Below are 22498 nucleotides of genomic sequence, written 5' to 3'. Positions count from 1 at the left end.
GTACGAACCCCGCGTTTCACGCGGCCACCGCTGATGTCACACGCGCGTTTCCGCGTGTAACCAGGAGCAGGGGAGGGCCGTAACACTCCACGCCACCATTTCACGGCCGCCCCAGGTCGCCTGCGGTGGCGAATCCTGGTCACCACGGCGGCCCCAGCGCGTTCTGGCTGTGGGCATGGTGAGGAGCCCGTCGCCGGTGTGGCTGGCGGGCTCCTCTAGTCAGACGAGGGCGCGATGGAGGGTGTTGCGTCTCGGCCGTTGTAGCGGGTCCAGGTATTGGGGCGGAATGAACTCCGGGAGGCCGTCGGCGGCCATGCGGACTTCCCAGTCGCCGTGGTGGATGAGGCGATGGTGGAACGAACAGAGGAGGCACATGTTGCGGAGGTCGGTGAGTCCTCCGTCTGCCCAGTGATGAACATGATGGGCGTGACAGCGCTTCGGTCTCCGTTGACAGCCGGGGAACGAGCAGCCCCGATCACGCGCGTTCAAGGCCCTTCGCTGGCCGGGGGTGACGAACCGTTTGATGCGTCCGACGTCGAGGGGTTCTCCGGCGGCGTTCATGACGATGGGGAGCATGAGGCAATCGCAGGCGGCCATGCGTGCTTCGCGGGCCGTCATCTGGCCGACGAAGTCGACGCTGGCGGTGCCGAGACCGGTTTTGAGTTCTTCGAAGCCGATCAGGACGTGCACCATGGTCCGATACCCGCAGGTGCCGGGCTGGTCCGGGCTCGCGATGGCCAGGTCAAGCAGGTCGACCCACGCGTCGCCCTGGCGTTCCCAGACTGTCCGCAGGTCGGCTTGGCCGAACTCGTCGACCGGTCGAGGCTTGGAGTAGGCCTCGATAGCTGCCATGGTCCGGGCGCCCGCTTCGTCATCGAGCAGGCCAGTGAGCTTCCAGAACCCGTCCTTGCGCCGGTGCAACCGCAACTCACGACGCGGCTGAACGGGTTCGGGATCCTTCGGCTCAGAGCCATCCGGATCCAGCCACGCCATCAAACCTGCCTCAGCGGCCGCGATCTGCCCAGCACCCCCATCACGAGCCAGATCAGCGAGAATCTTCTCCGCCGCGTCACGGTTCTCCACCGACACATGACCGGGGATCCTCTGCAGCACTCCGATGATCTGGTCGATGTGCTGATCCCCGACAGCGCCTTCGGCTGCCGCGACGGCGGTGGCGGGTGCGAATGCCGGGACTTCGGTGCCATCGAGAGCGCGGGTCGGGTTCAGCGCCACCGCGCGATCCACAACCTTCTTCGCATCAGCCGGAGCGATCCGCGCGATATCAGCAAGCCACATTTTCGTGCTCGCATACCCGTAAAGGTCTTTGGCGCCGCGGGATTCGATCTCCGCCAGATATGTGCCCAACACGGCGGACGCGGCACGCGCCAACCTCAACGCCTCAGTCGCACCACGGGCAAGCTCCAGTTTCCCGGCACGCCATAACTCCTGCGGCAGTGGGGGAAGAATGGAGGTCTCGGACACCTCTCCATAATACCAGATATGCGTCGAACATGTGTTCGTAATTATCTGCAACTACGAACCGGTGCGGATAACGCTAAAGGATGATTCGGGTCGTTGGAGCCTAACGTCACTAAGCTCGGTGGCATTGCCTCTAACGACCCGAATCACTCACGGCACGTCAGTCGACCTCGTTGACTATGTCGTTGATGTCCTTGCCCGAGTCCCGGATCGCCTTGAAGGACTCTTCCGCGACCGCGCTGCCGATGATGCCACCGGCGAACCCGCCACCGGTGCCGCCGAACCTTCCGCCGACCACACCGCCGACCACACCGCCGACGGTTCCCGTGCCTATTTCGCCCGGGGTCTTCTCGCCGTCGAACCAGTCGTACCCGACGCCCGCGCCGGTCATCAGCCCGTTCGTCACACGCCCGAGTGCCTTTGTCGTCTTCGCGACCTGCTGTCCGACCCGGAAGTCGTTCGCGGCTTCGGTGGTCACGGTCCTCAGTGCTTCGCGTTTCCGGGTCAGTTCCGCTTGATGCTGGGCCGGGATGCTGCCGTCGGCGTTGCGCACGCTCCTCTTGAAATCGGTCAATTCGCGAGCGGATGTCCGCGCGTTCGCCGCTGAAGTGGCGAACTTCTTCTTGGCGGCGGCGTCGTCCCTCTCCAGCTTCGCTCCCGCGCCGGCGTCCATGGCCGCGAGTCCCATTTTGATCGGGTCCACCAGGTCCCCGCCGATACTTTCGGCGATCTTCTGTGGGACCGATTTGCCCACGTCGTTCACGTACTCGAGCCAGACGGCCTTGCGCTTCGCGTCCTTGACCAGACCGTCGAACGTGGCTCGCTCCTCCGAGCCCTCCGGCTGCTGATCGCGGAGGGTTTCCACCGCTTTCACATCGTCCTTGGCCGGTTCGACGGCCGCTTCGATCTCGGCCTTGACCTCGAGGGCCCGCAGCCCGCTGACCGGGCGCGCCGGCTGCTGATATCCCCGGCGGATCGTCGGCTTCTGCTTCGGCGGTGGGGTGATGTACTTGTTCTTCGGGCCCCGGATCTTTTCCAGGCGCTTGGCTTCGGTTTCGGCCTCGTCCGCCAGGCGTGCCGTGGTCTCCCAGGCTCGAACCGATCCGACCGGCCCCTTGGCGCGATCCTTGGCCAGCCGATCCGCTTCGTCGCGCGCCTTGTCGGCGGATTCGTCGATTTCGATCTTCGTTTCGAGTGCCTTCAAGCCACTGGCCGCCGGGGCCTTCGGCTGGGTCGAATCTTCGTCACGGGTCTTCAGATAGATGTTGCCCTTCCCGGTCTTCCGGGTCTGCTCGTTGTTCTCCTCCCGCTCCTTGTCGCGGGTGTTGATCGCCTTCAGCTTCCGGTCGTTCTGATCCTCGATCGGATTCTTTTTCGCTCGCTCCACGGCGTCTTTCTCGACCCGCTTCGCTTCATCGGCCTTGTCCTGGTTCTTCTGCGGCGAAGAAGAACCGAAATTGTTCTCCTTCTGCGTTTGCCGGGCCTTGCCGGGATTTTGCCGCGCTTGCTCACCCTTCTCCTGCTGCTTCGGGTTCGCGGGTGGCTGCGCCTTGGCGGGTTTCGGCTGAGCCGCGGCGGCCTTCGCGTTCGCTGTCCTCGCCTTGTTCATCATGACTTTTTCGGCGTTCTGCTGGCTCGGGGTCCCGCCGGGTTCATTCGGGACGGCGGCCTGCGCCGCGGCCGCGCCGAGTACACCGAATGTGACTGTCAGAACCCCGCCGGACACCGAGTAAAAGACGGCTTTTCGCAAGTCGATACGGGTATTTTTCACACTATCCTCCGAACCTCGGACTCGCCGGTCACGATGCCCTCACGAGGTTCAGCGCCGGTACATCGGCGGTTCATCACGAGCTCAGCCGATGCGGTAGCCGGCCCTCGGGACCAGGGTGATCAGCGGCGGCGTCAGCAGCTTCCGCCGGAGGCCGGTCAAGACGACATCGAGGACATTGGACGAGGGATCGGCCTGCTCATCCCATCCGGTCCTGATGAGTTCATCCCGGGATACCGCCTGCCCCTGGTTCTCCAGCAGGCATCGCAGCACAGCGAATTCCGTGCGGGTCAGGCTGAGCAGCACCCCGCCCCGCCGGACCTCGTACCGGCCCGTGTCCAGTTCGAGGTCGCCCGCCCGCAGTACCGGCGGTGGCGCGACCCGGCCGCGGCGGCAGAGGCTGCGCACCCTCGCCACCATTTCCGCGCTGGCGAAGGGTTTTTCGAGATAGTCGTCGCCTCCGCGCCGTAGCCCGGCGACCCGCTGATCGGGGTCGCTCAGCGCGGTGAGGAAGAGCACGGGTGTCGCCCAGCCGGTTCCGCGTTTTCGCTCGACGTAGTCCAGCGCGTCGCCGCCGGGCAGCAGCCGGTCGAAGACCGCGCAGTCGTAGGAACTGACGAAGAGGGCCTCGTCGGCCGCGCCGAGATCGCCGACGGCGTCGACGGCGAAACCGGCGGAGCGCAGCGAGGAGAGCACCGCCGTCCTGAGCACTTCGTCGTCTTCGATGACCAAGATCCGCACTCGGCCACGGTAGCCAACCCTTACGCTGATCCGCACCGTGGCGCCGGAGCTGTAAGGATCTGATGACATGAGCGCGAGGGTGATGGTCGTCGAGGACGACGAGGACATCCGGATGGCGGTGTCCGCCGAGCTGCGAGCCGCTTCGTTCACCGTGGACACGGCGGGTTCGCTGGCCGCCGCGGCCGGTGTGCTCGACTCGGCGGGCGGGCAGCACGCGTGCGTGATCTTCGACCGGATGCTGCCCGACGGTGACGCCGCTCGGTTCGTGGACGAACGCCGGCGGCGGGGCTGGGCCGTGCCGGTGCTGTTCCTGACCGCGCTGGATTCGGGCAGCGCCCGGGTCGAGGGGTTCGAGCACGGCGGGGACGACTACGTGGTCAAGCCGTTCGTGATGGCGGAACTGCTCGCCCGGGTGATGAACCTGTGCCGCCGCGGTGACGGCAGGCCGCCGGTGCTGCGCCACGCCGATCTCGAGGTCGACTTCGCCCGGTGCGAGGTACGCCGGGGCGGCGTGCTGCTTTCGCTGAGCAACCGGGAGTTCGCGATCCTCGAATATCTCGCCAGCCGGCCGGGAATGGCGGTCTCGCGGGCGGACCTCATCGAGCACTGCTGGGACCTCGAGAGCGAACCGATCGCGAATGTGGTGGACGCCGTGGTCAAACGGCTGCGCCGCAAGCTGGGGGAGCCCGATCCGGTGGAGACGGTGCGCGGCATCGGGTACCGGCTCTCGTGACGGACTCCTCGACCGGACGGCTGCGCCGCCTCCGTCGCCTGCTGACGCTCCTGTTCACCACGATGAACGCGCTCGGCCTGGTGGTGCTGGCGTGGTTGCTGATCGACGCCGACGACGATCAGGGCAGGCAGCGGCTCGACAGCGACGTCCGCCAGGTCGCCGCCACGCTGGCCAGGCTGATCACCGCCGACGGCGGCACGATCGTCACCGCCTACATCGGCACCGACACCGTCAACGAGCAGTGCCCGCAGTTCGCCGTCCTCCCCGGTGACGCGCCGCGATTCGAGCCCTACCGCGGGAAACGTGAGTGCGTCACGGTGGACGACGCGCTGCTGAACCGGCTCGCGACCGAGGCGACCGGCACGAACCGGTCGCAGACCGGCTACGAGACTACGGCCGAGGGGCGGCTCGTGTACGTCGCGGCCGATCCGATCAAGGACCCTGAGAAGCAGATCGTCGGTGCCGTCGTCGTGGTGGCCGACGCCGAAAGCGTGCGGGAGGAGCACACCGAGTGGATCCTGCTGGTGGTCGGCGGGTGTGCGCTCCTGGTGCTCGGGCTCGGCGCCGCCGGGTACTTCATCGCGGGCCGGGCGATCCGGCCGGCCGCCGCCGCGCTGGAACAGCAGAAGGCTTTGCTGGACGGCGTTTCCCAGCTCGTCGACGGCGTCGTCCACGACCTCAAGACCCCGGTGGCGGGCTTGCGCGCACTCGCCGAAGCGGCGTCGCGGAATCCGGCCGAACAGGCCGAGATGCTGCCGAGGACGATCCGTCTGGCCGCGATGATGGGCGACATCATCGACCTCTGGCCGAAACGGGCCCGGGTCACCGCCGGGGTCGAGGAACTGTCGATCGGCCCGCTGATGCTCGACCAGCTGGTCGAGATGGTCGTCGAGGACATGCCGGGCGACGACGCGCGGATCGCGGTCAGCACGGTGCCGACCCGGGTGGACGGCGACGCGACGCTGCTGCGGCGCGCGGTCGCGAACCTGATCGGCAACGCGTTGAGCCACGGCCGGGCACCGGGTGAGGTGGCCGATATCCAGGTGACCGTGCTCGACGGCCGGGTGATCATCGCCGACCATGGCCCGGGCGTGGATCCGGAGGGGGCCGCGGCCCTGTTCGAACGGTTCGTCAGCGGGGGTGGCTCGACGGGGATCGGCCTGGCCGTCGTCCGGTGGGTGGCCGACATCCACGGTGGGACGCTGCGCGTTTACAACCGTGACGAGGGCGGGGCGATCTTCGAGCTCGACCTGCCGGTCAGCGCTCCCTGACCCGCGCCGGGGACCGGTCCCGGCCGCGGCGGGGGATCATCGCGATCCGAGCTCGGAGGGGGCGCGATGAATCAGCCGGCAGCGACCGCGGTGTACCGGGCGGTCGCCGAGAACGTGCAGCGCGTGCTGCGCGGAAAACCGGAGGTCGTCCGGCTCGCGATCGCCGCGCTGCTCTCCGAGGGGCATCTCCTGATCGAGGACGTGCCCGGACTCGGGAAGACGACGCTGGCCCGGTGTCTGGCGCGCAGCATCGGTGGAAGCTGGAACCGGATCCAGTTCACGCCGGACCTGCTGCCCGGCGACGTCACCGGGGTCATGGTCTACCACCAGAACAAGGAGCAGTTCGAGTTCCACCCCGGCGGTATCTTCGCCAACATCGTGCTCGCCGACGAGATCAACCGGGGCACCCCGAAGACCCAGTCCGCGCTGCTCGAGGTGATGTCGGAGCGGCGGGCCACCGTGGACTCGATTCCGCACGAAGTACCGCATCCGTTCCTGGTGGTCGCCACCCAGAACCCGATCGAGATGGAAGGCACCTACCGGCTGCCCGAAGCGCAGCTCGACCGGTTCATGATGCGGATCTCGGTCGGCTATCCCGATCACGACGCCGAGGTGCGCGTGATCATGAGCGACTGCGCCCGGGTCAGCCCGGACGAGCTGGATCCGGTGGTGGACCTGGAAACCCTGCGCCGCGCCATCGACCAGGTGCGCGAGTCCTATTTGGACCCGGCGATCTGTTCGTACGCGGTCCGGCTGGCGGCGGCGACCCGGGAACACTCGGCGGTCCGCTACGGGGCGAGCCCGCGCGGGAGCATCGCGCTCGTCCGTGCGGCACAGGGGATCGCGGCCACCGACGGCCGGAATTACGTGACCCCGGACGATCTCAAGGCCGTCGCGAAGCCGGTGCTGGCCCATCGCCTGGTGCTCACCTCCGACGCCGAACTCAACCAGCGGTCGGCCACCGAGATCGTCGACGAGGCGCTGGCGGCCACGCCCGCCCCCGCCGTCAACGCGGTCTGAGCCGTGGGTACGCGGCTGGATGCGCGGTTCCTCCGCGCGAGGGCGCCGATCGCCGCGATCGTCGCCGGAACCGTCGCGCTGGTGGGCGTCGCGGTCAGCGGAGCGGCGAAACCCCTGCCGGGTCTGGACATGATCCAGACCGGGCATTGGATCTACAACTCCGCGCTGGCGTCCGCGTTCCATATCGACGGCTCCGGCAAGCAGGCCGACGCCCAGGTGCCGTTGCCGGACGCCGACCCCGGCAGCCGGGTCGCGCAGGGGCCCACGCAGGGCTACGCGGTCTCGCCGTCGAGGATCATCCAGTTCGGGAAGTCGACGCTGTCGGTCGAGAACAGCACGCAGTCGCCCGCGAACGAATGGCCGGTGACCATCGAGACCAAGGGCGGGCCCTACGCCGTTTACCGTGATGCGGGAGTGGTGATCCGGCTCGGCGAAGGCATGGCGAAGATCCCGGTCGGTGGCAGGCTGGGTGATCCGGTGGCGACCGCCGACGGGCGCCTGTGGCTGCACCAGGTCGACAACGGGCTGCTGTGTGAGCTCGCGCCGGACGCCGACAGGGTCTCGTGCCCGATCGGGATTTCGGGCAGGCACAAGGGTTCTCTGGTGGTCACCGCGGACGGACCTGTGTTCGTGGACAACGACGAAGACACGGTGCGGCCGGTCGCTTCGACGGGATTCGGTGATCCGGTCCGGCTCGGGGTGGACGTGCCGGAAACCGCCGTCGCGGCCTCCTCCGACGTCGACGGCAAACTGGCGATCCTGGACCGGGCCGCCGCGAAACTGCACCTGATCGGTGGCGGCCGGCCGGTCACCGTCCCCCTGCCACCGGGCGACTACGTGGGGCTGGCCTCGTCCGGCTCCGTGGTCGCCTTGGTGGACAAGGGAAACCGGACCCTGCACACCTTCGACAGTGAGGGCCGGGTGAAGGACAGCAGGCCGATTCCGGGCGGTGCCGAGCATCCGCCGGTCCGCGGCCAGGATTCCCGGGTCTATGTGGACGGTGCCGACGGCGCCCACGTGCTGGTCGTCGATCAGGACGGCGCGGTCAACGAGGTTCCTGTGACCGGCGGCCCGAATCCGGCCGACAAGCCGAATCCGGTGATCCCGCCGACGCCCGGGAGGCCCGCGGACCGGCCCCAGGCGCCGCTGCCCCCACAAGGGCGGCCCGACGACAAGCCGGTCGCGCCGGTGCAGCCGAAGCCTCCGCCGAAGACACAACCGCCGGTGCCGGCGAGCCCGCCGGGCGCGCCGCGTTCGGTGACCGCGACACCCGGTGACGGTTCGGCGACGGTGAAATGGAACGCGGCCGCGACCAACGGCGCGACACTCACCGGCTATCGGATCACTTGGGCGGGCGGCGAAAAGACGGTCACCGGGGGAACGCGGACGACGTCGATCACCGGGCTGGCCAACGGGACGGCGTACACGTTCACGGTGGCCGCGAGCAACCGGGCGGGTACCGGCCCCGGCGCCACCTCGGCCCCGGTGACCCCGGTGAAGCCGCAGCCGAGCGTCAAGGTCCCCGGTGCGCCGGCGGGTCTCGACGTCCGGATCAAGACCGGGGACACCGACGCGAACGTGACCTGGAAGGCCGCGGCGGCCAACGGGGCGCCGGTCACCGCGTACCACGTGTCCTGGCGGCGTGCCGACGGTTCGGGTGCCGGTTCGGCGAAGGTGGCCGGCACCGGCAGGGCGCATCTCATCGCCGACATCGGGATCGAGCAGCCGATCACCGTCACCGTGACCGCCGAGAACTCGGCCGGGCGAGGTGCGGCCGCGCAGGTCACCAAGGCGCGCGGGGACGAGCCCGCCGACCGGGGCATCGTCATTTCGCGGGGTGCCGACACCACTGCCGATCAGTGCGAGCCACCGGTCTGTGGGCTGATCCGCATCGTGATGACCGGGTTCACGCCCGGCAAGACGGTGTCGGTCACCTGCACCACCGACGACGGCGTTCACGGCAGCAAGTCCGCGAAGATCGGGCAGGACGGAAAGCTGACCTTCGAGGCGTTCCCCCAGGGCAGTCCCGGCCGCAGAGTCTGGATCAGCGCCGAGGGTGTCGAATCGAACAAGCTGGTCTGGAAGTAGCGGATGAGGCTCACTGGACGCGGAACCGGGCTGCTGGTCGCCGCCGTGCTGCTCTACGGCGCGGGCGAACTCGCCGGGTACCCGTTGCTGCGCGCGCTGGCTGGAGCCGCGATCGGCGCGCTGCTCGCCGGGGTGGCGCTGGCGATCCGCCGTCCCCGCGTCGCGGTGAGCCGGGACGTCTTCCCGGACCGGGTCGAACGCGGGCGCCCGGCGCTGGCCCGGCTGCTGGTCGGGAACCCGGGGACGCGGCGGGAGCCAGGGTTCACCGCGCGGGAGCACGGGGAGCACGGCGCCGAACTCGCCGTGCTGGTCCGTTCGCTGCCACCGGGCGGTGAGGCGACGTACCACTACGAACTGCCGACACGGCGGCGTGGCCGGTTCACCGTCGGCCCGCTCATCCTCGAGCGGGCGGACCCGTTCGGCCTGGTGCGGCGGCCGCTCCCGGCCGGGGACACCGCGACGTTGTGGGTCTACCCGAAACTGCATCCCGTGCGCGCGCTCGCGACCGGTCATCCGCGCCACCACCACGAAGGGCCGACCACGGACGATTCGCTGCATGGTTCGGCGGACCTGCGCGACGTGCGCGAGTACGTCGTCGGCGACGAAGTCCGCCACCTGCATTGGAAGGCCACCGCCAGGACCGGGCAGCTGATGGTCCGGGACTACGTCGACCCCGACCACCCCCGGTTCACGCTGTTACTCGACACGCGGTCGAAAGTGTTGTCGGAGAACGAATTCGAAGAGGCCGCCGAGCTGGCGGCGTCCTTGGTGAACGCCGCGGCGACGGCGGGGCACCGCTGCCGCCTGGTCACTTCGACGGGCGAAGACCTGACCACGTTCGGCGGGGCACAGGCGGCCCGGCGCCTGCTCGACGTGCTCTGCGAGGTCGGCCAGGAACCCGCCGACCGCTCGCTGATCCCGATCGCGTTGTCCCGCAAGGGAGTCCGCGGTGGCTGTCTCGTGGTCGTCACCGGCCGGGCCGGTCCGGAGTTACGTGGCCTCGCGGCGGTCCGGCCGCATTTCTCGTCGATGTTCGTGCTCGGCGTGGGCACCCACGGGCTCGGCATGGACGGCCTCGGCGTGCACGGCGTCGACGGGGTGCCGAGCGCGCGCCGGATCAGCGCGGCGGACGCGGCCGAGGCGGTGAGCCGATGGAACGAGGTGGTGTCGTGACGCCTCGGCTCGCCGATGCCGCCGTGCTCGCCGCGGCGGCGATCGGCGGACTGCTCTTCGCGCCGGTGTTCGGTTTCGCCGCGCTGCTCCCACCGATCGCAGTCGTGCTCCTGGTGACGTACGGGGTGACCGAACTCGGCAGGCGGTTCCCGGGTCTGGTGCCGTGGCGGCCGCTGCTCGCGCTGGTGGCCGGCGCGCTCGCGGTGATCGAGACGGTGCTTCCCGGGACGACCGTCGCGGGGATCCCGACGGGGGAGACGCTGGCGGTGCTCGCCGACGGGACGGTCCACGGCTGGCAGTCGACCCTGCAGTCGACCTGGCCCGCCCGGCCGGAACCGAGGCTGCTTTCCTTTGTGCCGTCGGCCGTCCTGCTCGCCGCCGTCCTGGGAATCGAGCTGCTGCACCGGATGCGGCGGCCGTTGCTCGCACTGGTGCCTGGGCTGCTCGTCCTGATGCTGAGCCAGGCCTATGTCGCGGTCACCGGGGTCGCCGCGGTGGCGACAGGGATCGGATACGCGGCCCTGGGCGGGCTGGTGCTGGTGAGCGGCAGGGGAACGGCTCTGCCCCGGCTGCTGAAGCTGGTCGCTCCCGGAGTGGTGCTCGGCGTCGCGGGCGCGCTCGCGCTGACCGTGGCCGACCCGCTCGCGAGGACGGCGTACTCGTTGAAGGACAACGAATCCGTCCCGCTCGCCGAGGTGTCCGTCGCGAGCCCGCTCGCCGAGATCGCTTACCGGACCAAGAATCCTTCGCCTCAGGTGTTCCGGTACACCGGCGAGACCCCGGCTTCCCGGCGCTGGCCGCTGGTCGTGCTGGACGATTTCGACGGCTCGAACTGGTCGCCCGGCGGGGGATTCCGGCGGATGGGGGCGGAGGTCGCGCCCGGCGCCGGGATCGAGGTCCCGGCAGGCAGGCGCCAGGCCACCATCGAGATGACAGGCTCGGCGGGCCCCTGGCTTCCCGGCCAGACCTCGCCCGCCTCGGCCACCGGGACCGACGTCCTCGTGGACGAGGCACGCGGAACCCTGGTCGCCGCGCAGCCGTCACCGCGGTCCCGGTACACGCTCACCTGGTGGGAGCCCGAAGTCGGACGGGACGCGCTGGTGGGGGCCCGGATGAACGCCGGGCTGCCGGGCGGGCTCGGTGGTCTGGGCACGGTTCCCCCGGCGATCGACGATCTCGCCGACCGGGTGCTGCCCGAACTGCGGCCGTCGTTCCAGACCGCCGTGGCCCTCGAACGGTACCTGGCCGAGAACCACCGGCTCGCGACCGGCGACGACCTGCCGACCGGGCACGGCTGGCCGCAACTGCGCCGGTTCCTGATCGACGGCAAACGGGGAACGAGCGAACAGTTCGCCGCCGCCTATGTGGTCTTGGCCCGTCTCAAAGGGATCCCGGCCCGGCTCGTCGTCGGCTATCGCGCACCGGAACGGCCCGAAGCCGACGGTGCCCACGTCGTCCGCAACGCCGATATCGTCGCGTGGCCGGAGGTCGCGGTCGACAAGGTGGGCTGGGTGGCGCTCGACCCCTCGGGTGCGGCGGAACAAAGCGGTTCCGGGGCCGCGAGCGGGGTCACCGCCGCGGTGGCGGAGGTGCGGACCCAGTTGCCGCCGGTGCGGAAACTGGAGAACCCGAGGCTGCCGCCGGAGGAGTCCGAAGAGGACGGAACGGCCGGCACAGGGGACTGGCAAGCGACGGCGGTCGTCGTCGCGATCGGGGTCGCCGCCCTGCTGGTGCTCTGGGGCGCCGGCGTTCCCGGGGTGACCGGGTTCCGCGCCTGGCGGCGACGCCGCCGGAACGGACGGGCCGCGGTCATCGGTGCCTGGGCGGAGGCCAGAGACCGGATCCGGGCGCACGGAATTCCGGTGACCCCGGGAATGACCGTCCGGGATCTTGCCGCGTCCGCCACCGGCTTCGGTCAGAGTTCCACAGTGGACGGTCTGCACTCGCTGGCGAGATCGGTCGACGCCGCACTGTGGTCCGGGACAGCGTGGTCCGGGACAGCCCCGAACGCCGCCGACGAGGCGTGGGCCGCGGTGAAGACCGTCCGGAAAGGACTCAGGCGACGACCGTGGGGCGCGAGACTGCGGGCGGCGGTCAACGCCCGCGTCCTGTTCCCGCCGCGTGGTGCCTGACTCAGGGTTTGCACACGGCGCCCCGGATGGGATGCGGCGAGGTCTCATGGACTTCGCCGCCGTCGGTGATCTGGACCAGGAAGCAGTACTTCCGGCCCGGTTCGACGGGCACCTTCATCGTGCGTTGCTGCCGTACGATCGTGGTCCTCGCGTCACCGGTCTCGCCCGCGACGACGACGGCCGCGTCGAACCCGTCGGGTGCCCGCCAGGACAGTTCGACCATCGAGCCGTGGTCGATCGGCGTGGCCAGCTCGACCTGTGGCGCGGGCTTCGCGCTCGGCTTCGCCGGCCAGGCGGAGGCCGACGGATTCGGCTGCGCCCGCGGTGCGGGGTCCGGCGAATCCGGCAGGAGGAACCACGCGGTGACGGCGAGCGCGGCGACCGCGCCGAGGGTGAGCACGGGCCACAGGGATCTCTTATTCGACGCGGGTGGCGCGATCGGCTCCGGACCGATCGTCAGGAGCGGGACGCCCTGGATACCCGTCGTCACGGCAACGGGCTCGCCGCCGTCCACAGTGGACACAGCGGACATAGTGGATGCCGTGGACACAGCGGATGCCTCCGACAGGCCGCTCAGGATCTCCGCCACCAGAGCGGCGCCGGCCGGGCGGGAGGCGGGATCCTCGGCGAGGAGGTTTTCCGTGAGCGCGAGGAGGTCGATCGGCGCGTCCTCCCGGTGCAGGGTCGGACGGCCGGGCTGCCCCGTCAAGGCCAGGTGGAGCACGATGCCGAGTCCATAGAGGTCCGTGCGCTCGTCGACGACCTCGTCCGGGGCGAGGAAGCCGCTTCCGTGGTCCGGATCGCGGACGAACACCGGGCGGAGAGTGCGTTCGAAGTCGTTGATCACCGGCTCGCCCGACGCGCGGAACAGGACGTTGCCCGGGGTGAGCCTGCCGTGGACGATCCCGGCGTCGTGGGCCGTCGCCAGGGTCGAGGCGATCGCGGTGCCGAGTGTCAGGGTGTCCGCGACCGAGAGCGGGCCCGCCGCCTCCACGAGATCCAGCAGTGATCCCGTGCAGAGTTCGCTCCGGAGAGCGCACCAGCCGTCGGGCAGTTCCTCGATGGCGCCGGGTACGAGAATCTGCCCGTCCAGTGCGGAAAGCCGGTCGAGTTCGCGCTCCAGCCGGAGATGGGTACGCCGGTACAGCCTGCCCGCGAAAACCTTGAGCGCGACCTCGCCGCCGTCCGAAGGCACCGCGAAGACGACACCTGCCGATCCGCCGCCGAGTGCTTCGCCGTCCTCCGGTCGCATCGCCCCAGGATAGCTGTTTCCCGTCGCGTTTCGCGGCGGATGAACCGCCGATGTACCGGCACTGAACCGGCTCACCCCAAGCTGCTTTTCAGCAGCGCCGCGACGACGGCACGAATCAGCGAGGTGGGACGGATGAAGCAGAAGAACAATCTCCGGCGGGCCGCCGTCTACGGCGTCGCCGGTCTCGCCACCGCGGCCATCGGCGCCTCCACCGCGAACGCGCTGGTGGACGACCGGCCCGACGAGAAGCCCGCGCAGGACGCCGCCCAGGCCGCGCGACCGCAGCAGGTGCAGGCACCGGCGCCCCAGCAGCCACGGCAGCCACAGCAGGCCGGAAAACCTGTGCTCCGGAACGAAACCGCTCCTCAGCGGGTTTCCCCGCAGCCGGCGGTGAAGCCCGTCTCGCCGGTGCGGCATCCCGCCGCTCCGGTCGCCAAGCAGACGACGCCGCAGCGGCCGGTGAAAGTCGCGCCGCCGGTAAAGAAGGTGTCCCACTCGGTGCCGGTGGTGAAGAAGGCCGCCGCTGTCAAACCCCAGGCTGTCAAACCCCTCGCTGCCAAGGCCATCGCGCCGAAACTGGCCGGCGCCCCCGCGGCGAAGTCTTTCGTCGTCCGTGCCGCCGTCGTCGACCCGCCGACCTCACCGCGCGCGATCCGCAAGCAGGTGCAGGACACGGTCAAGGTGGTCGATTCCGCGAACGAGGCCGTCGAGCAGGCGGGCAAGGTACTGGAGAAGGCCAGGGCCGATCTCAAGAAGGCCAAGGGCGACCTGGAAAAGCTCCGCAAGAGCGTCGAAACGCTGAAGGACCACGACAAACCGTTCAAGATCATGACCGGCGACCGGGGCTGAGTGCCATGACCACGACCCTGGTCGAACGCCCGGTGCTGTCGCTGCGCGCGGCCTTCCGGCGGTTCGCCGCGCCTCGGATCCCGGTCATGCCGCAGCCCCGGTACCTCGTGATCCCGGAAGAGTTCTGGCTGGGCCAGTCACCGTCCCTTTCGGACACGGACACGGACGAGGCCGAGCGGACCGAGTACGACTACTACCTGGAGCACGAGGAACGGCCGCTCAGCAGGAGCACGGTCACCGGTTTCGGCGGTGGGACGGCGTCCTTGGTCTTCGGGGTGACCACCGGCCTGGTCATCGCGACCCCCGTCGGCATCGCCGTCGGCGTGGCCGCCGGGATCTTCGGCGGGCTGATGGGCAGGTCCTTGGCCGAAGAGTTCTATCAACGCCACCACGAGGACGAAACCCTGTCGTGACCGTCACGGCAGGCAACACCGAAACCGAGGTACCCATGGACATCAAGCGTGTAGGCGTGATCGGCGTCGCCGGACTGACGACAGCGGCCGTCGGCGCGTGGACCTTCGGCGCCTTCGACGGTGGCGAAGAGCCGACCGCGGCCGCCGCGCCCGCCGCCGTCACCGCCCCGAAACCGGCTGCCACACCCGCCCTTCCGCCGGTGAAGCAGGCCGCGCCGGCCGCCACGATCCCCGTGGCACCCGCCGCGAAACCGGTCCAGGTCAAGAAGGTGGCCAAGATCAAACCGGCCGTCGCCGTGAAGAAGGTGCCCCGCCAGAAGGCGCGGCCCCCGGTGGTCAAGGCGGCCGTTGCCAAGGAAAGCCGGGAACTGCGGCTCGTCCAGCACACGCCCGGCGTGATCGTCGTCCAGAAGCCCGCCACGGTGGCGCCGGACAGCGCGAAGAAGATCACCGACTCGGTCGACAAGGCCCGCGGCTCCCTCGACAAGGCCGAGAAGCTCGTCGAGCAGGCGAGGGGCGAGGTCAAGAAGGCCAAGGGAGAGCTGGACAAGGCGAAGGGCGAGCTGAAGAAGCTGAAGCCCGGCAAGCACCGGACCCTTCCGGAGAAGTACAAGCACGGCAAGAAGCCGTCGCACGGCGGGCATGTCTCCGTGGACGGCAAGGGCCTCAAGCCCGGCCAGACACGCACCGTTTCGACGTCCAGCCCGGACGGCTCGTCCTGGTCGAGCGCCACGGTCACCGTCAAATGAGCGGTTCCGGCCACCCGGTGGAGCACCGGGTGGCCGGAACGGTGTTCGAGTCAGGCACAGCCGCGGAGGGCTTCGTGGTGAGCGCCGGACAGCACGGCGCCGGGCTCGACGCCCAGCTCCCGCACGATGACCGACCGGGCGCGGCGATAGGTCGCCAGTGCCTCATTGCGCCGACCGGTTTCGGTGAGCACCTGGACCAGTTTCGCCCACGTGTGCTCGCGCAGAGGGCTCTCGTCGAGGAGACCGTGCAGAAGCGTGATCGTCTCGAAGTGCTTGCCCAGGCAGTGGTAGGCCTCGGCGAGGTCTTCGCGGAGCTGGGTGTGCAGACGGTCGAGGCGTGCGACTTCGGCGATCGCGGCGGGAGTCCGGAGACCTTCGAAAGGCCTGCCACGCCAGAGGTCCAGCGCGTCCGCGAGCAGCTTGGCCGCCCGTTCGGGATCGCCGTCGGAGAGTGCTTGGCGGGCCTCGGCGGCACCGAGGTCGGCGTGGTCGATGTCCACCTCGCCGACCTCGACGCGGAGCCGATACGCCCCCTGCCTGCTCTCGATGCGCGTACCGCTCCTGGCCGGCGGGAGCACCTGCCGCAGTCCGCAGACGTAGGACTTCAGATTGCCGGCGGCCGAAGCCGGAGGCGTCCGGCCCGTCCAGGCCGCGTCGATCAGCCTGTCGACGCCGACCCACCGGTCGCGGTCGAGAAGCAGCGCGGCCAGCACCGTGGTCGGTTTCCCCGGCTTGATCGCGAGCGGAGGACCTCCCGGCGTCCGCCCTTCGAGTGGTCCGAGCACCTGGAACAGCATCCGACGTCCCCCTTTGGCGTACTTGGTGCGATCCGAGAGGACGATCATGCCAAAGACGCAATGAGGATTTCGTGACAGTCGCGGGCGCTGCCGATCAGGGCAGCGGGCAGCTGACCAAGGACGCGGAGAGCCGCTTGTCCTTCGGAGCCGGGCACAGCAGGGAATCCACGCTGGTGTCGCCGTTCACGAAGCGTTTGAGCCAGGCGACGGTGTAGATCCCGGTGATCTCGTTGGGCGAAATCGGCGTGAAATGACTTCCGCCGGCGAATTCCAGATAGGCCTTGGGGCCTGCCTGCTGCTGGTAAAACGGCTTGGCGTGGACACCGGCCGGCGCGATCATGTCCGATTGCCCGGCGATGACCAAGGACGGGACCTTGACGGAGGAATAGTTCGCGCCGATATTGAAGGGCGCGAGAGGGATGGTTGCTTTGAGCGACGGAAACTTCTTCGCCGCGTCCAGGGAACCGCCGCCGCCCATCGAGTGCCCGAGCACGGCCAGCTTGTCGGGGTTCACCAGGCTCTTGATCTGGCTGGATCCGGTCAGATACTTCAGGGCCGCGAGCAACTGGTCGCCCCGCGAGCCGGGGGAGTCGAACAGGCTGTTCGTGTCGATGTTGATCACGGCGAAGCCCTGCTCCGCGAGCACTTGGGCCAGCCAGGCCAGAGCGCCGCGATTCTCGGTGAAACCCGGAGAGATCGCGGCCGCGCCGACCTGGCCGGTGATGCCCTTGGGATAGGAGATCGTGGCTCCGCCGAATCCGTTGCCGCCGGGCACGTCGAATTTCGCGACCTCGTAGGTCGCCGCCGACGCCGGCTTGTCGACGGTGAACGCGACGGTCATCGACATCGCGACGACCAGGGTGAGCACGAACGCGACGGCGCGTATCGAGAGGAAACGATTTCGGGGAGACGAAAAAGACCGACCGGTCATGGCATCCTCGGATTTCTCGGACAGTGATTCGAGGACGCCCATGATGGCGATGGCCGCCCCTACCGGTCCAGAGTTTTCACTCACGTCGAGAAAAGCCACGAAAACCCCTTATTCACACACTAAAAACCCCCAACACCACTCTGATCCCCATAACAAGATTTAGTGGTCCGTGAAGGCCTCCTTGAGGGACTCTGAGTCCCTCAAGGAGGCCTTCACGGACCTGGAGGACGGCCGTAGCGGGAGGGCTGGCCCGTTCGGCACGGCCCGTTGCGCCGAACGGGCCCTATTTGTTCCGCAACAGAACAAAACCATTGACCGGCATGTGACCTCCCCGTCATCGTCAACCGGGAGAGCGCTCTCTCGTTCCCTGCAGGAACCGTCGAGAGGGAGGTTGTCTTCAATGGCGAAGAAAATCAGATGGCTGACGCTCGGTCTCGCCGCGGTGCTGGCGGCAGGCACGGTCGTCAGCGGCGGGTTCGCGAGCGGGCCGGCCAAGGCGGTGATCCGCGTGGCCGAGTTCCCCGCGGACTGCCCGCTGAGCCACCGGTTGCCGGACGACCCGATCGTGCTGCCGGGCCTGCCCGGCGCGTCCCACTCGCACGACTTCTTCGGGAACCGTGCGACCAATGCCCACTCGGACTACCAGAAGCTGGCCGGAGCCACCGGTAACTGTGACCCGGCCATCGATATCTCGTCGTACTGGGTACCGACCTTGTACCGCAACAATCAGGTCGTGGTGCCGACCGGCACCACCTTCTACTACCTGGGCGAAGGGGTGAACAATCCGGCCGCGATCAGGCCGACCCCGGTCGGGCTCAAGATCGTCGCGGGGAACGCGAAGGCGACCGGTGACGCCGACAGCATCGCCCGCTGGTCGTGTCTGCACGCCGGGCACGTGGCCCCGTCGAAGAACTTCGTGAACTGCCCGTCCGGCACCCAGCTGGAGACCTATCTGGACTTCCCGCAGTGCTGGAACGGCACCACTTTGGACTCGCCGGACCACAAGTCGCATATGTCCTACCCGGTCGCGGGCAATTGCCCGTCGTCGCATCCGGTGCCGGTGCCGAAGCTGCGGATGGTGTTGCGCTTCCCCGTTTCCGGGGATCCGTCGGTGCTGCGGCTCTCCTCCGGCGACGGGCGAACCATGCACGGCGACTTCTTCAACGTCTGGCCCGCGGCGGAGATGGAGCGGCGAGTGCGGGACTGCATCAACCCGGTGATCAAGTGCGGGCACGACGGTCGTCCGCAGTGATCCGATGCTCGATGGTGGTCCTGCTGGCCGTCGTGCTCACCGCATGCGGCCGGCAGGATCCCGCTCCCGTCCCGCGACCGGAAGTCCAGGCGGCCGCTTCGCAGGGCGGTTTCGACGCGACCGCCCAGGCGTTCGTCGAGCTGGTCATCGCGACGGATGCCCAGGCCGCCAAGCTCATGGATCTCGGCGCCGCCCGCGCGAGCGACCCCGCGCTGCGCCGGTTCGCCGGCGAACTGGCCGCCGCCCGGCGGAGCGAGGCGGCCGGGCTCCACCAAATCCTCGGCGCGGCTCGAATCCCTTACGTGGACAACCATGCCGGGCACGACATGCCCGGTATGCCGACGGAGGCCGAACTGACGGCGCTGCCCGCGGCGGCCGATTTCGACGGCGAACTCACGAGGCTCGTGCGGGCTCACCTGACCGAATCGGCCACGGTGGCGACCTCCGGGGCGACGTCGATCACGCATGAGGAGACGAAGGCCGTCGCCGAGAAGATGGTGCTCGATCGAGCGACGGCGCTGAGGTCGCTGGACGCACTCGGCTGACCTCGTTCGTCCTGGCGTGTGGTTCGATCAACCCCTTACGACCTCGTAAGGAGCGGCTAGGTTCCCTTTTGTCAGAGTGCATTCTCTCCGAGTGAATCACCGACAGAAGAGGTGGAACCGAAATGGCCGAGGAGAAGAACCGTCCGGCCCGGAAAGCAGCGAAATTCCGGCGATACGCGGTCGCGCTGACCGTGGCCACGGGTGCGATCCCGTTCATGGCGGGCACGGCGCAGGCCGCCGCCTTCGTGCCCATTCCCAGCGGTTATGTGTACGACGTGAACCGTGGTGCGTGGCACGACTACTGCACTTTGTCGCCGGACAAACCCGTCGTGCCGCCCTGGGGCCAGGTGGACTTCCGCGGGCCGTGCGCGAACCACGACCTGTGCGAGGAAGGCGGCGGCCAGAACACTCTGCGCTGTGATGACCTCTTCTTCCGGCTGATGCACCAGCAGTGCGATCACACCTTCGGCGCCGGCCCGGCCCGCGGCCCCTGCGACTTCATCGCGGACACCTACTACAACGCGGTCCGCAACACCGGCTGACCCGGGCCCGACGGCCTGCGGCGGCTGGGGGTCGCCGCAGTACCCCTCGGTTTTGACGTCTTGATCGACGGCGACGAGCCCGCCTGAAAGCCCGAGAGTCGAGTGTCATACCGCCAATACGGTGAATGATAGGTAGGGTCCTTGATAGTTCGATGGTGGAAAGGTCCGCCATATGACTTGATGAGAGGCTCTACATGGCTCAGAAGGTTCTGGTCGAGATCGTTGATGATCTCGATGGCGAGGCTGCGACGCAGACCGTGCCGTTCGCGCTCGATGGTGTCTCGTATGAGATCGACCTGTCCGAGGAGAACGCGGTGGCCCTGCGCGAGGAGCTCGCGCGGTACATGGAAGCAGGCCAGCGTACGGGCGGCCGCCGGATCAAGGTCGCGGTAGGCCAGACGACCGCGAGCGGTGCTCGTGGTGGGACGTCGGCGACCGATCGGGAGCGCAATCAGCAGGTGCGTGCCTGGGCGGCGGCGAACGGGTACGCGATCGGTGATCGCGGTCGTATCCCGAACGGGGTCTACACGGCGTTCGACGACGCCGAGCTCGCCGCGTCCCGGGCCGCGGCCGAGCCCGTCGAAGCACCGGCCAAGCCGGCGCGGAAGCGTGCCACGCGCAAGAAGAAGTAGTCAGTATTCCGGTCGTCGTCACCGTCCTGAGTGGACGGTTCAGCGGTGGGCGGAGTCGTGGAGGGCCTGGATCAGCGCGGCCGAGGCGGGCGGGTCCGGTGGCTCGCCGTAGGTGACGGCGTAGAGCCGGCGCGGTGAGCTGTCGAGTTCGGTGGTGTGGATGTCGGACCGGCGGTGGGCTTGGAGGGCGAGTCCGGGCAGGGTGGTGACGCCGGTGCCGGCGGCGACGAGTGCCTGCACGACGACCATGTCGTCGCTGACGGACGCGATACGAGGGGTGAAGCCTTCTCGCCGGCACACGGTGGTCAGCTCTTCTCGGCACCGTGCGCAGCCGCCGATCCAGGGGGAGTGGCGATGGTTCGCGATGCTGTCGTCAGGTCGGCGGCTCACGAGATAGATCGGGTCGTCGCGGATGTAGACGAGCCGGAATCCGTCTTCCTCGACCGGGGCTTCGGCGTATCGGAAGATGAGCGCGACGTCGATCTCGCTGCGACGCAGCATCTCCAGCGCTTCGACCGGGTGACGGTCGAACACGATCAGCTCGACGCCGGGATGCGTCCCGGCCAGCAGGGTGGCCGCCCTGGGCACGATCGTGCTCAGGGCCGATGCGTTGGAAGCCAGGCGAACCCGACCGGACCGCAAGCCGACCTGTGCCGCGAGTTCGTGTGTGGCCGCGTCGACTCGGCCCACGATCTCGGTGGCCCGATTGGCCAGCAGTAGTCCTTCCGGCGTCAAGCGGATTCCGCGGCCGACGCGCTGTATGAGTTTGACTCCCACGGCCGCTTCCAGTCGCGACAGGTGATGGCTCACCGTCGGCTGGGAGTAGTGCAGTTCCTTCGCCGCTTCGGTCACCGACCCGTGACGCGCCACCGCGGCCAGGACGGTGAGATGCACCAGGTTGAGCATGTATAGAGGTTATCAATGTGTTCGCCACAATAATGGCATTGGACGCCATGAATCGAAGGGCTCAAGCTGAGTGCACAAGCAGCTCAGCGGATCAGCCGTCGAGCGAACACCTCTGGGGAGACACCCATGAGCAAGGTCACCAGCAACCTCACGATCTCGGCCGATGGCTACTCGGCCGGGCTCAACCAGACCGAGAAGCGTCCGTTCGGCGACGACGGCGGCGACGGCTGGGGCGACAAGCTGCACGCCTGGTACTCCGAAACCCCCGAGGAGGACCGGGCCGAGGTCGACCGGCTGACCGCCAAGGCCTTCATCATGGGGCGCAACATGTTCGGCCCGGTGCGTGGCGAGTGGGATCGTGAGTGGAACGGCTGGTGGGGCGGTAATCCGCCGTATCACGTCCCGGTCTTCGTGCTCACCCACTACCCGCGCGATCCGCAGCCGATGGACGGTGGCACCACGTTCCACTTCGTCACCGACGGAATCGGGTCGGCACTGGCCCAGGCGCGCGAGGCGGCCGGGGACGGCGATGTCGCGATCCACGGCGGCGCGACCACCATCAACCAGTATCTCGCCGCCGGCCTGATCGACGAGCTGCGGCTGCACATCGTGCCGATCACGCTCGGCGCCGGCACCCGGCTCTTCGACGGCGTCCCACCCCTGAATCTCGAGCAGGTGGATTCGCAGGCGACGAGCACGGTCACTCATCTGACCTATCGCGTGCTGTCCTGAATCCGGACTTCCGAGGAGATCCACCATGGAACCTCATGACCTGCAGACCTTCATCGACGACGTAGGCCTCGTGGTCGCCGGAGGCGACGACCAATACGGGATCACGAAGCGGCCGGTGAACAAGTGGGAACGCGGCCAGGTCACCGTGTGCTGTACGACCGACGACGACGTCCACGCTGTTGTCGCGGTCGGCGACGAGCCCACCGTCGGGATCCACGTCTACGGCGGCAACATCGGCACCATGAACCGGCCGTCGTACGACCCGGCCACGGGAGCGACCCGCTGGTTCGTCTCCGGTTGGGACGACCCGGCGGCCGACTTCTGATTCATTTCGGCGGTGATGCTCGTCCCCGATCATGCCGCCGATCATGAGGCTCTCCTCGTTGTACCGCAACAACTTTCGAAGAACTTTCGAAGACTGGCGGGATCGCCCGGTTGGAGGGTTGCTGCCGTCGGAAGCCACGCTACCCTCTGCCTGGGAGCGCTCCCGGAA

Annotated in this window: 22 protein-coding genes; 15 read left to right on the top strand and 7 right to left on the bottom strand. The window is 68.6% G+C overall.

What is annotated here, in order from left to right:
* Window positions 1–219: 219 nt before the first annotated feature.
* From ACLJRL_RS17830 to ACLJRL_RS17820, 3 genes are all read right to left on the bottom strand, one after another.
* On the bottom strand, window positions 220–1482 hold the full coding sequence (locus ACLJRL_RS17830) for a DUF222 domain-containing protein (RefSeq protein ID WP_410657305.1): 1263 nt from the start codon (window positions 1480–1482) through the stop codon (window positions 220–222).
* 157 nt (window positions 1483–1639) lie between these two features.
* Window positions 1640–3205 carry a hypothetical protein gene (locus ACLJRL_RS17825; protein ID WP_410657304.1) on the bottom strand — a complete coding sequence of 522 codons (1566 nt, stop codon included), beginning with the start codon at window positions 3203–3205 and terminating at the stop codon, window positions 1640–1642.
* Between the two features lie 126 nt (window positions 3206–3331).
* The gene (locus tag ACLJRL_RS17820) at window positions 3332–3988 is read right to left on the bottom strand and encodes a response regulator transcription factor (protein ID WP_410657303.1); all 657 of its coding nucleotides are present in this window, start codon (window positions 3986–3988) and stop codon (window positions 3332–3334) included.
* A gap of 67 nt (window positions 3989–4055) precedes the next feature.
* Between ACLJRL_RS17820 and ACLJRL_RS17815 the strand changes: the two genes are divergently transcribed.
* The 6 genes from ACLJRL_RS17815 (at window position 4056) to ACLJRL_RS17790 (ending at window position 12405) form a co-directional block, all read left to right on the top strand.
* Window positions 4056–4721: a response regulator transcription factor gene (locus tag ACLJRL_RS17815; RefSeq protein WP_410657302.1), complete on the top strand. Its 666-nt coding sequence runs from the start codon at window positions 4056–4058 to the stop codon at window positions 4719–4721.
* On the top strand, window positions 4718–5992 hold the full coding sequence (locus ACLJRL_RS17810; RefSeq protein ID WP_410657301.1) for a sensor histidine kinase: 1275 nt from the start codon (window positions 4718–4720) through the stop codon (window positions 5990–5992). The genes ACLJRL_RS17815 and ACLJRL_RS17810 overlap by 4 nt, the downstream gene beginning before the upstream one ends.
* A 66-nt stretch (window positions 5993–6058) precedes the next feature.
* Window positions 6059–7012 carry an AAA family ATPase gene (locus tag ACLJRL_RS17805; protein ID WP_410657300.1) on the top strand — a complete coding sequence of 318 codons (954 nt, stop codon included), beginning with the start codon at window positions 6059–6061 and terminating at the stop codon, window positions 7010–7012.
* A 3-nt stretch (window positions 7013–7015) separates the two neighbouring features.
* Window positions 7016–9100 carry a fibronectin type III domain-containing protein gene (locus ACLJRL_RS17800; RefSeq protein WP_410657299.1) on the top strand — a complete coding sequence of 695 codons (2085 nt, stop codon included), beginning with the start codon at window positions 7016–7018 and terminating at the stop codon, window positions 9098–9100.
* Between the two features lie 3 nt (window positions 9101–9103).
* Window positions 9104–10273, top strand: a complete 1170-nt coding sequence (locus ACLJRL_RS17795; RefSeq protein WP_410657298.1) for a DUF58 domain-containing protein — start codon at window positions 9104–9106, stop codon at window positions 10271–10273.
* On the top strand, window positions 10270–12405 hold the full coding sequence (locus ACLJRL_RS17790) for a transglutaminaseTgpA domain-containing protein (RefSeq protein ID WP_410657297.1): 2136 nt from the start codon (window positions 10270–10272) through the stop codon (window positions 12403–12405). The genes ACLJRL_RS17795 and ACLJRL_RS17790 overlap by 4 nt, the downstream gene beginning before the upstream one ends.
* 1 nt (window position 12406) lies before the next feature.
* Here ACLJRL_RS17790 and ACLJRL_RS17785 read toward each other — a convergent pair whose 3' ends face one another.
* Window positions 12407–13657 (bottom strand): serine/threonine protein kinase, encoded by a 1251-nt coding sequence (locus tag ACLJRL_RS17785; RefSeq protein ID WP_410657296.1) that lies wholly within the window; start codon window positions 13655–13657, stop codon window positions 12407–12409.
* A 132-nt stretch (window positions 13658–13789) separates the two neighbouring features.
* Between ACLJRL_RS17785 and ACLJRL_RS17780 the strand changes: the two genes are divergently transcribed.
* From ACLJRL_RS17780 to ACLJRL_RS17770, 3 genes are read left to right on the top strand one after another with little or no spacing between them, the layout of a single operon-like run.
* Window positions 13790–14506, top strand: coding sequence for a hypothetical protein (locus ACLJRL_RS17780; protein WP_410657295.1), 717 nt, complete (start codon window positions 13790–13792; stop codon window positions 14504–14506).
* Window positions 14507–14511: 5 nt separating this feature from the next.
* Complete coding sequence (locus ACLJRL_RS17775; RefSeq protein ID WP_410657294.1) at window positions 14512–14919, top strand: hypothetical protein; 408 nt, start codon at window positions 14512–14514, stop codon at window positions 14917–14919.
* Window positions 14916–15668, top strand: coding sequence for a hypothetical protein (locus tag ACLJRL_RS17770; RefSeq protein WP_410657293.1), 753 nt, complete (start codon window positions 14916–14918; stop codon window positions 15666–15668). Before ACLJRL_RS17775 ends, ACLJRL_RS17770 begins: the two co-directional genes overlap by 4 nt.
* A 50-nt stretch (window positions 15669–15718) precedes the next feature.
* Here ACLJRL_RS17770 and ACLJRL_RS17765 read toward each other — a convergent pair whose 3' ends face one another.
* A complete protein-coding gene (locus tag ACLJRL_RS17765; protein WP_410657292.1) occupies window positions 15719–16513 on the bottom strand; it encodes an AfsR/SARP family transcriptional regulator in 795 nt (264 codons plus the stop codon).
* Window positions 16514–16559: 46 nt separating this feature from the next.
* Complete coding sequence (locus tag ACLJRL_RS17760; protein ID WP_410657291.1) at window positions 16560–17333, bottom strand: alpha/beta hydrolase family protein; 774 nt, start codon at window positions 17331–17333, stop codon at window positions 16560–16562.
* A 463-nt stretch (window positions 17334–17796) separates the two neighbouring features.
* Here ACLJRL_RS17760 and ACLJRL_RS17755 point away from each other — a divergent pair, with 463 nt between their 5' ends.
* From ACLJRL_RS17755 to ACLJRL_RS17740, 4 genes are all read left to right on the top strand, one after another.
* Window positions 17797–18648: a DUF1996 domain-containing protein gene (locus ACLJRL_RS17755; RefSeq protein WP_410657290.1), complete on the top strand. Its 852-nt coding sequence runs from the start codon at window positions 17797–17799 to the stop codon at window positions 18646–18648.
* A gap of 11 nt (window positions 18649–18659) precedes the next feature.
* Entirely contained in the window at window positions 18660–19193 is a 534-nt protein-coding gene (locus ACLJRL_RS17750) for a DUF305 domain-containing protein (RefSeq protein WP_410657289.1), read from the top strand.
* Between the two features lie 122 nt (window positions 19194–19315).
* Window positions 19316–19735, top strand: a complete 420-nt coding sequence (locus ACLJRL_RS17745; RefSeq protein ID WP_410657288.1) for a hypothetical protein — start codon at window positions 19316–19318, stop codon at window positions 19733–19735.
* A gap of 194 nt (window positions 19736–19929) precedes the next feature.
* A complete protein-coding gene (locus ACLJRL_RS17740; RefSeq protein ID WP_410657287.1) occupies window positions 19930–20367 on the top strand; it encodes a histone-like nucleoid-structuring protein Lsr2 in 438 nt (145 codons plus the stop codon).
* A gap of 39 nt (window positions 20368–20406) precedes the next feature.
* On the opposite strand, the gene ACLJRL_RS17735 is transcribed toward ACLJRL_RS17740, so the two are convergent.
* Entirely contained in the window at window positions 20407–21273 is an 867-nt protein-coding gene (locus ACLJRL_RS17735) for a LysR family transcriptional regulator (protein WP_410657286.1), read from the bottom strand.
* A 126-nt stretch (window positions 21274–21399) separates the two neighbouring features.
* Between ACLJRL_RS17735 and ACLJRL_RS17730 the strand changes: the two genes are divergently transcribed.
* Window positions 21400–22005 carry a dihydrofolate reductase family protein gene (locus ACLJRL_RS17730; protein ID WP_410657285.1) on the top strand — a complete coding sequence of 202 codons (606 nt, stop codon included), beginning with the start codon at window positions 21400–21402 and terminating at the stop codon, window positions 22003–22005.
* A 25-nt stretch (window positions 22006–22030) separates the two neighbouring features.
* On the top strand, window positions 22031–22330 hold the full coding sequence (locus ACLJRL_RS17725) for a hypothetical protein (protein WP_410657284.1): 300 nt from the start codon (window positions 22031–22033) through the stop codon (window positions 22328–22330).
* Window positions 22331–22498: the final 168 nt, after the last annotated feature.

The organism is Amycolatopsis sp. lyj-112, assembly GCF_046549055.1.
Classification (GTDB): domain Bacteria; phylum Actinomycetota; class Actinomycetes; order Mycobacteriales; family Pseudonocardiaceae; genus Amycolatopsis.
Note: the sequence above shows the minus strand (reverse complement) of the source record. Positions and strands in the feature narration are given on the sequence as shown.

What these genes read in the sequence shown, in the direction of transcription:
- ACLJRL_RS17740 (WP_410657287.1), top strand. Translation starts at nt 19,930, where the DNA reads ATGGCTCAGAAGGTTCTGGTCGAGATCGTTGATGATCTCGATGGCGAG.
- ACLJRL_RS17805 (WP_410657300.1), top strand. Translation starts at nt 6,059, where the DNA reads ATGAATCAGCCGGCAGCGACCGCGGTGTACCGGGCGGTCGCCGAGAAC.
- ACLJRL_RS17780 (WP_410657295.1), top strand. Translation starts at nt 13,790, where the DNA reads ATGAAGCAGAAGAACAATCTCCGGCGGGCCGCCGTCTACGGCGTCGCC.
- ACLJRL_RS17725 (WP_410657284.1), top strand. Translation starts at nt 22,031, where the DNA reads ATGGAACCTCATGACCTGCAGACCTTCATCGACGACGTAGGCCTCGTG.
- ACLJRL_RS17765 (WP_410657292.1), bottom strand. Translation starts at nt 16,513, where the DNA reads ATGATCGTCCTCTCGGATCGCACCAAGTACGCCAAAGGGGGACGTCGG.
- ACLJRL_RS17775 (WP_410657294.1), top strand. Translation starts at nt 14,512, where the DNA reads ATGACCACGACCCTGGTCGAACGCCCGGTGCTGTCGCTGCGCGCGGCC.
- ACLJRL_RS17730 (WP_410657285.1), top strand. Translation starts at nt 21,400, where the DNA reads ATGAGCAAGGTCACCAGCAACCTCACGATCTCGGCCGATGGCTACTCG.
- ACLJRL_RS17815 (WP_410657302.1), top strand. Translation starts at nt 4,056, where the DNA reads ATGAGCGCGAGGGTGATGGTCGTCGAGGACGACGAGGACATCCGGATG.
- ACLJRL_RS17750 (WP_410657289.1), top strand. Translation starts at nt 18,660, where the DNA reads ATGGTGGTCCTGCTGGCCGTCGTGCTCACCGCATGCGGCCGGCAGGAT.
- ACLJRL_RS17795 (WP_410657298.1), top strand. Translation starts at nt 9,104, where the DNA reads ATGAGGCTCACTGGACGCGGAACCGGGCTGCTGGTCGCCGCCGTGCTG.
- ACLJRL_RS17745 (WP_410657288.1), top strand. Translation starts at nt 19,316, where the DNA reads ATGGCCGAGGAGAAGAACCGTCCGGCCCGGAAAGCAGCGAAATTCCGG.
- ACLJRL_RS17755 (WP_410657290.1), top strand. Translation starts at nt 17,797, where the DNA reads ATGGCGAAGAAAATCAGATGGCTGACGCTCGGTCTCGCCGCGGTGCTG.
- ACLJRL_RS17735 (WP_410657286.1), bottom strand. Translation starts at nt 21,273, where the DNA reads ATGCTCAACCTGGTGCATCTCACCGTCCTGGCCGCGGTGGCGCGTCAC.
- ACLJRL_RS17785 (WP_410657296.1), bottom strand. Translation starts at nt 13,657, where the DNA reads ATGCGACCGGAGGACGGCGAAGCACTCGGCGGCGGATCGGCAGGTGTC.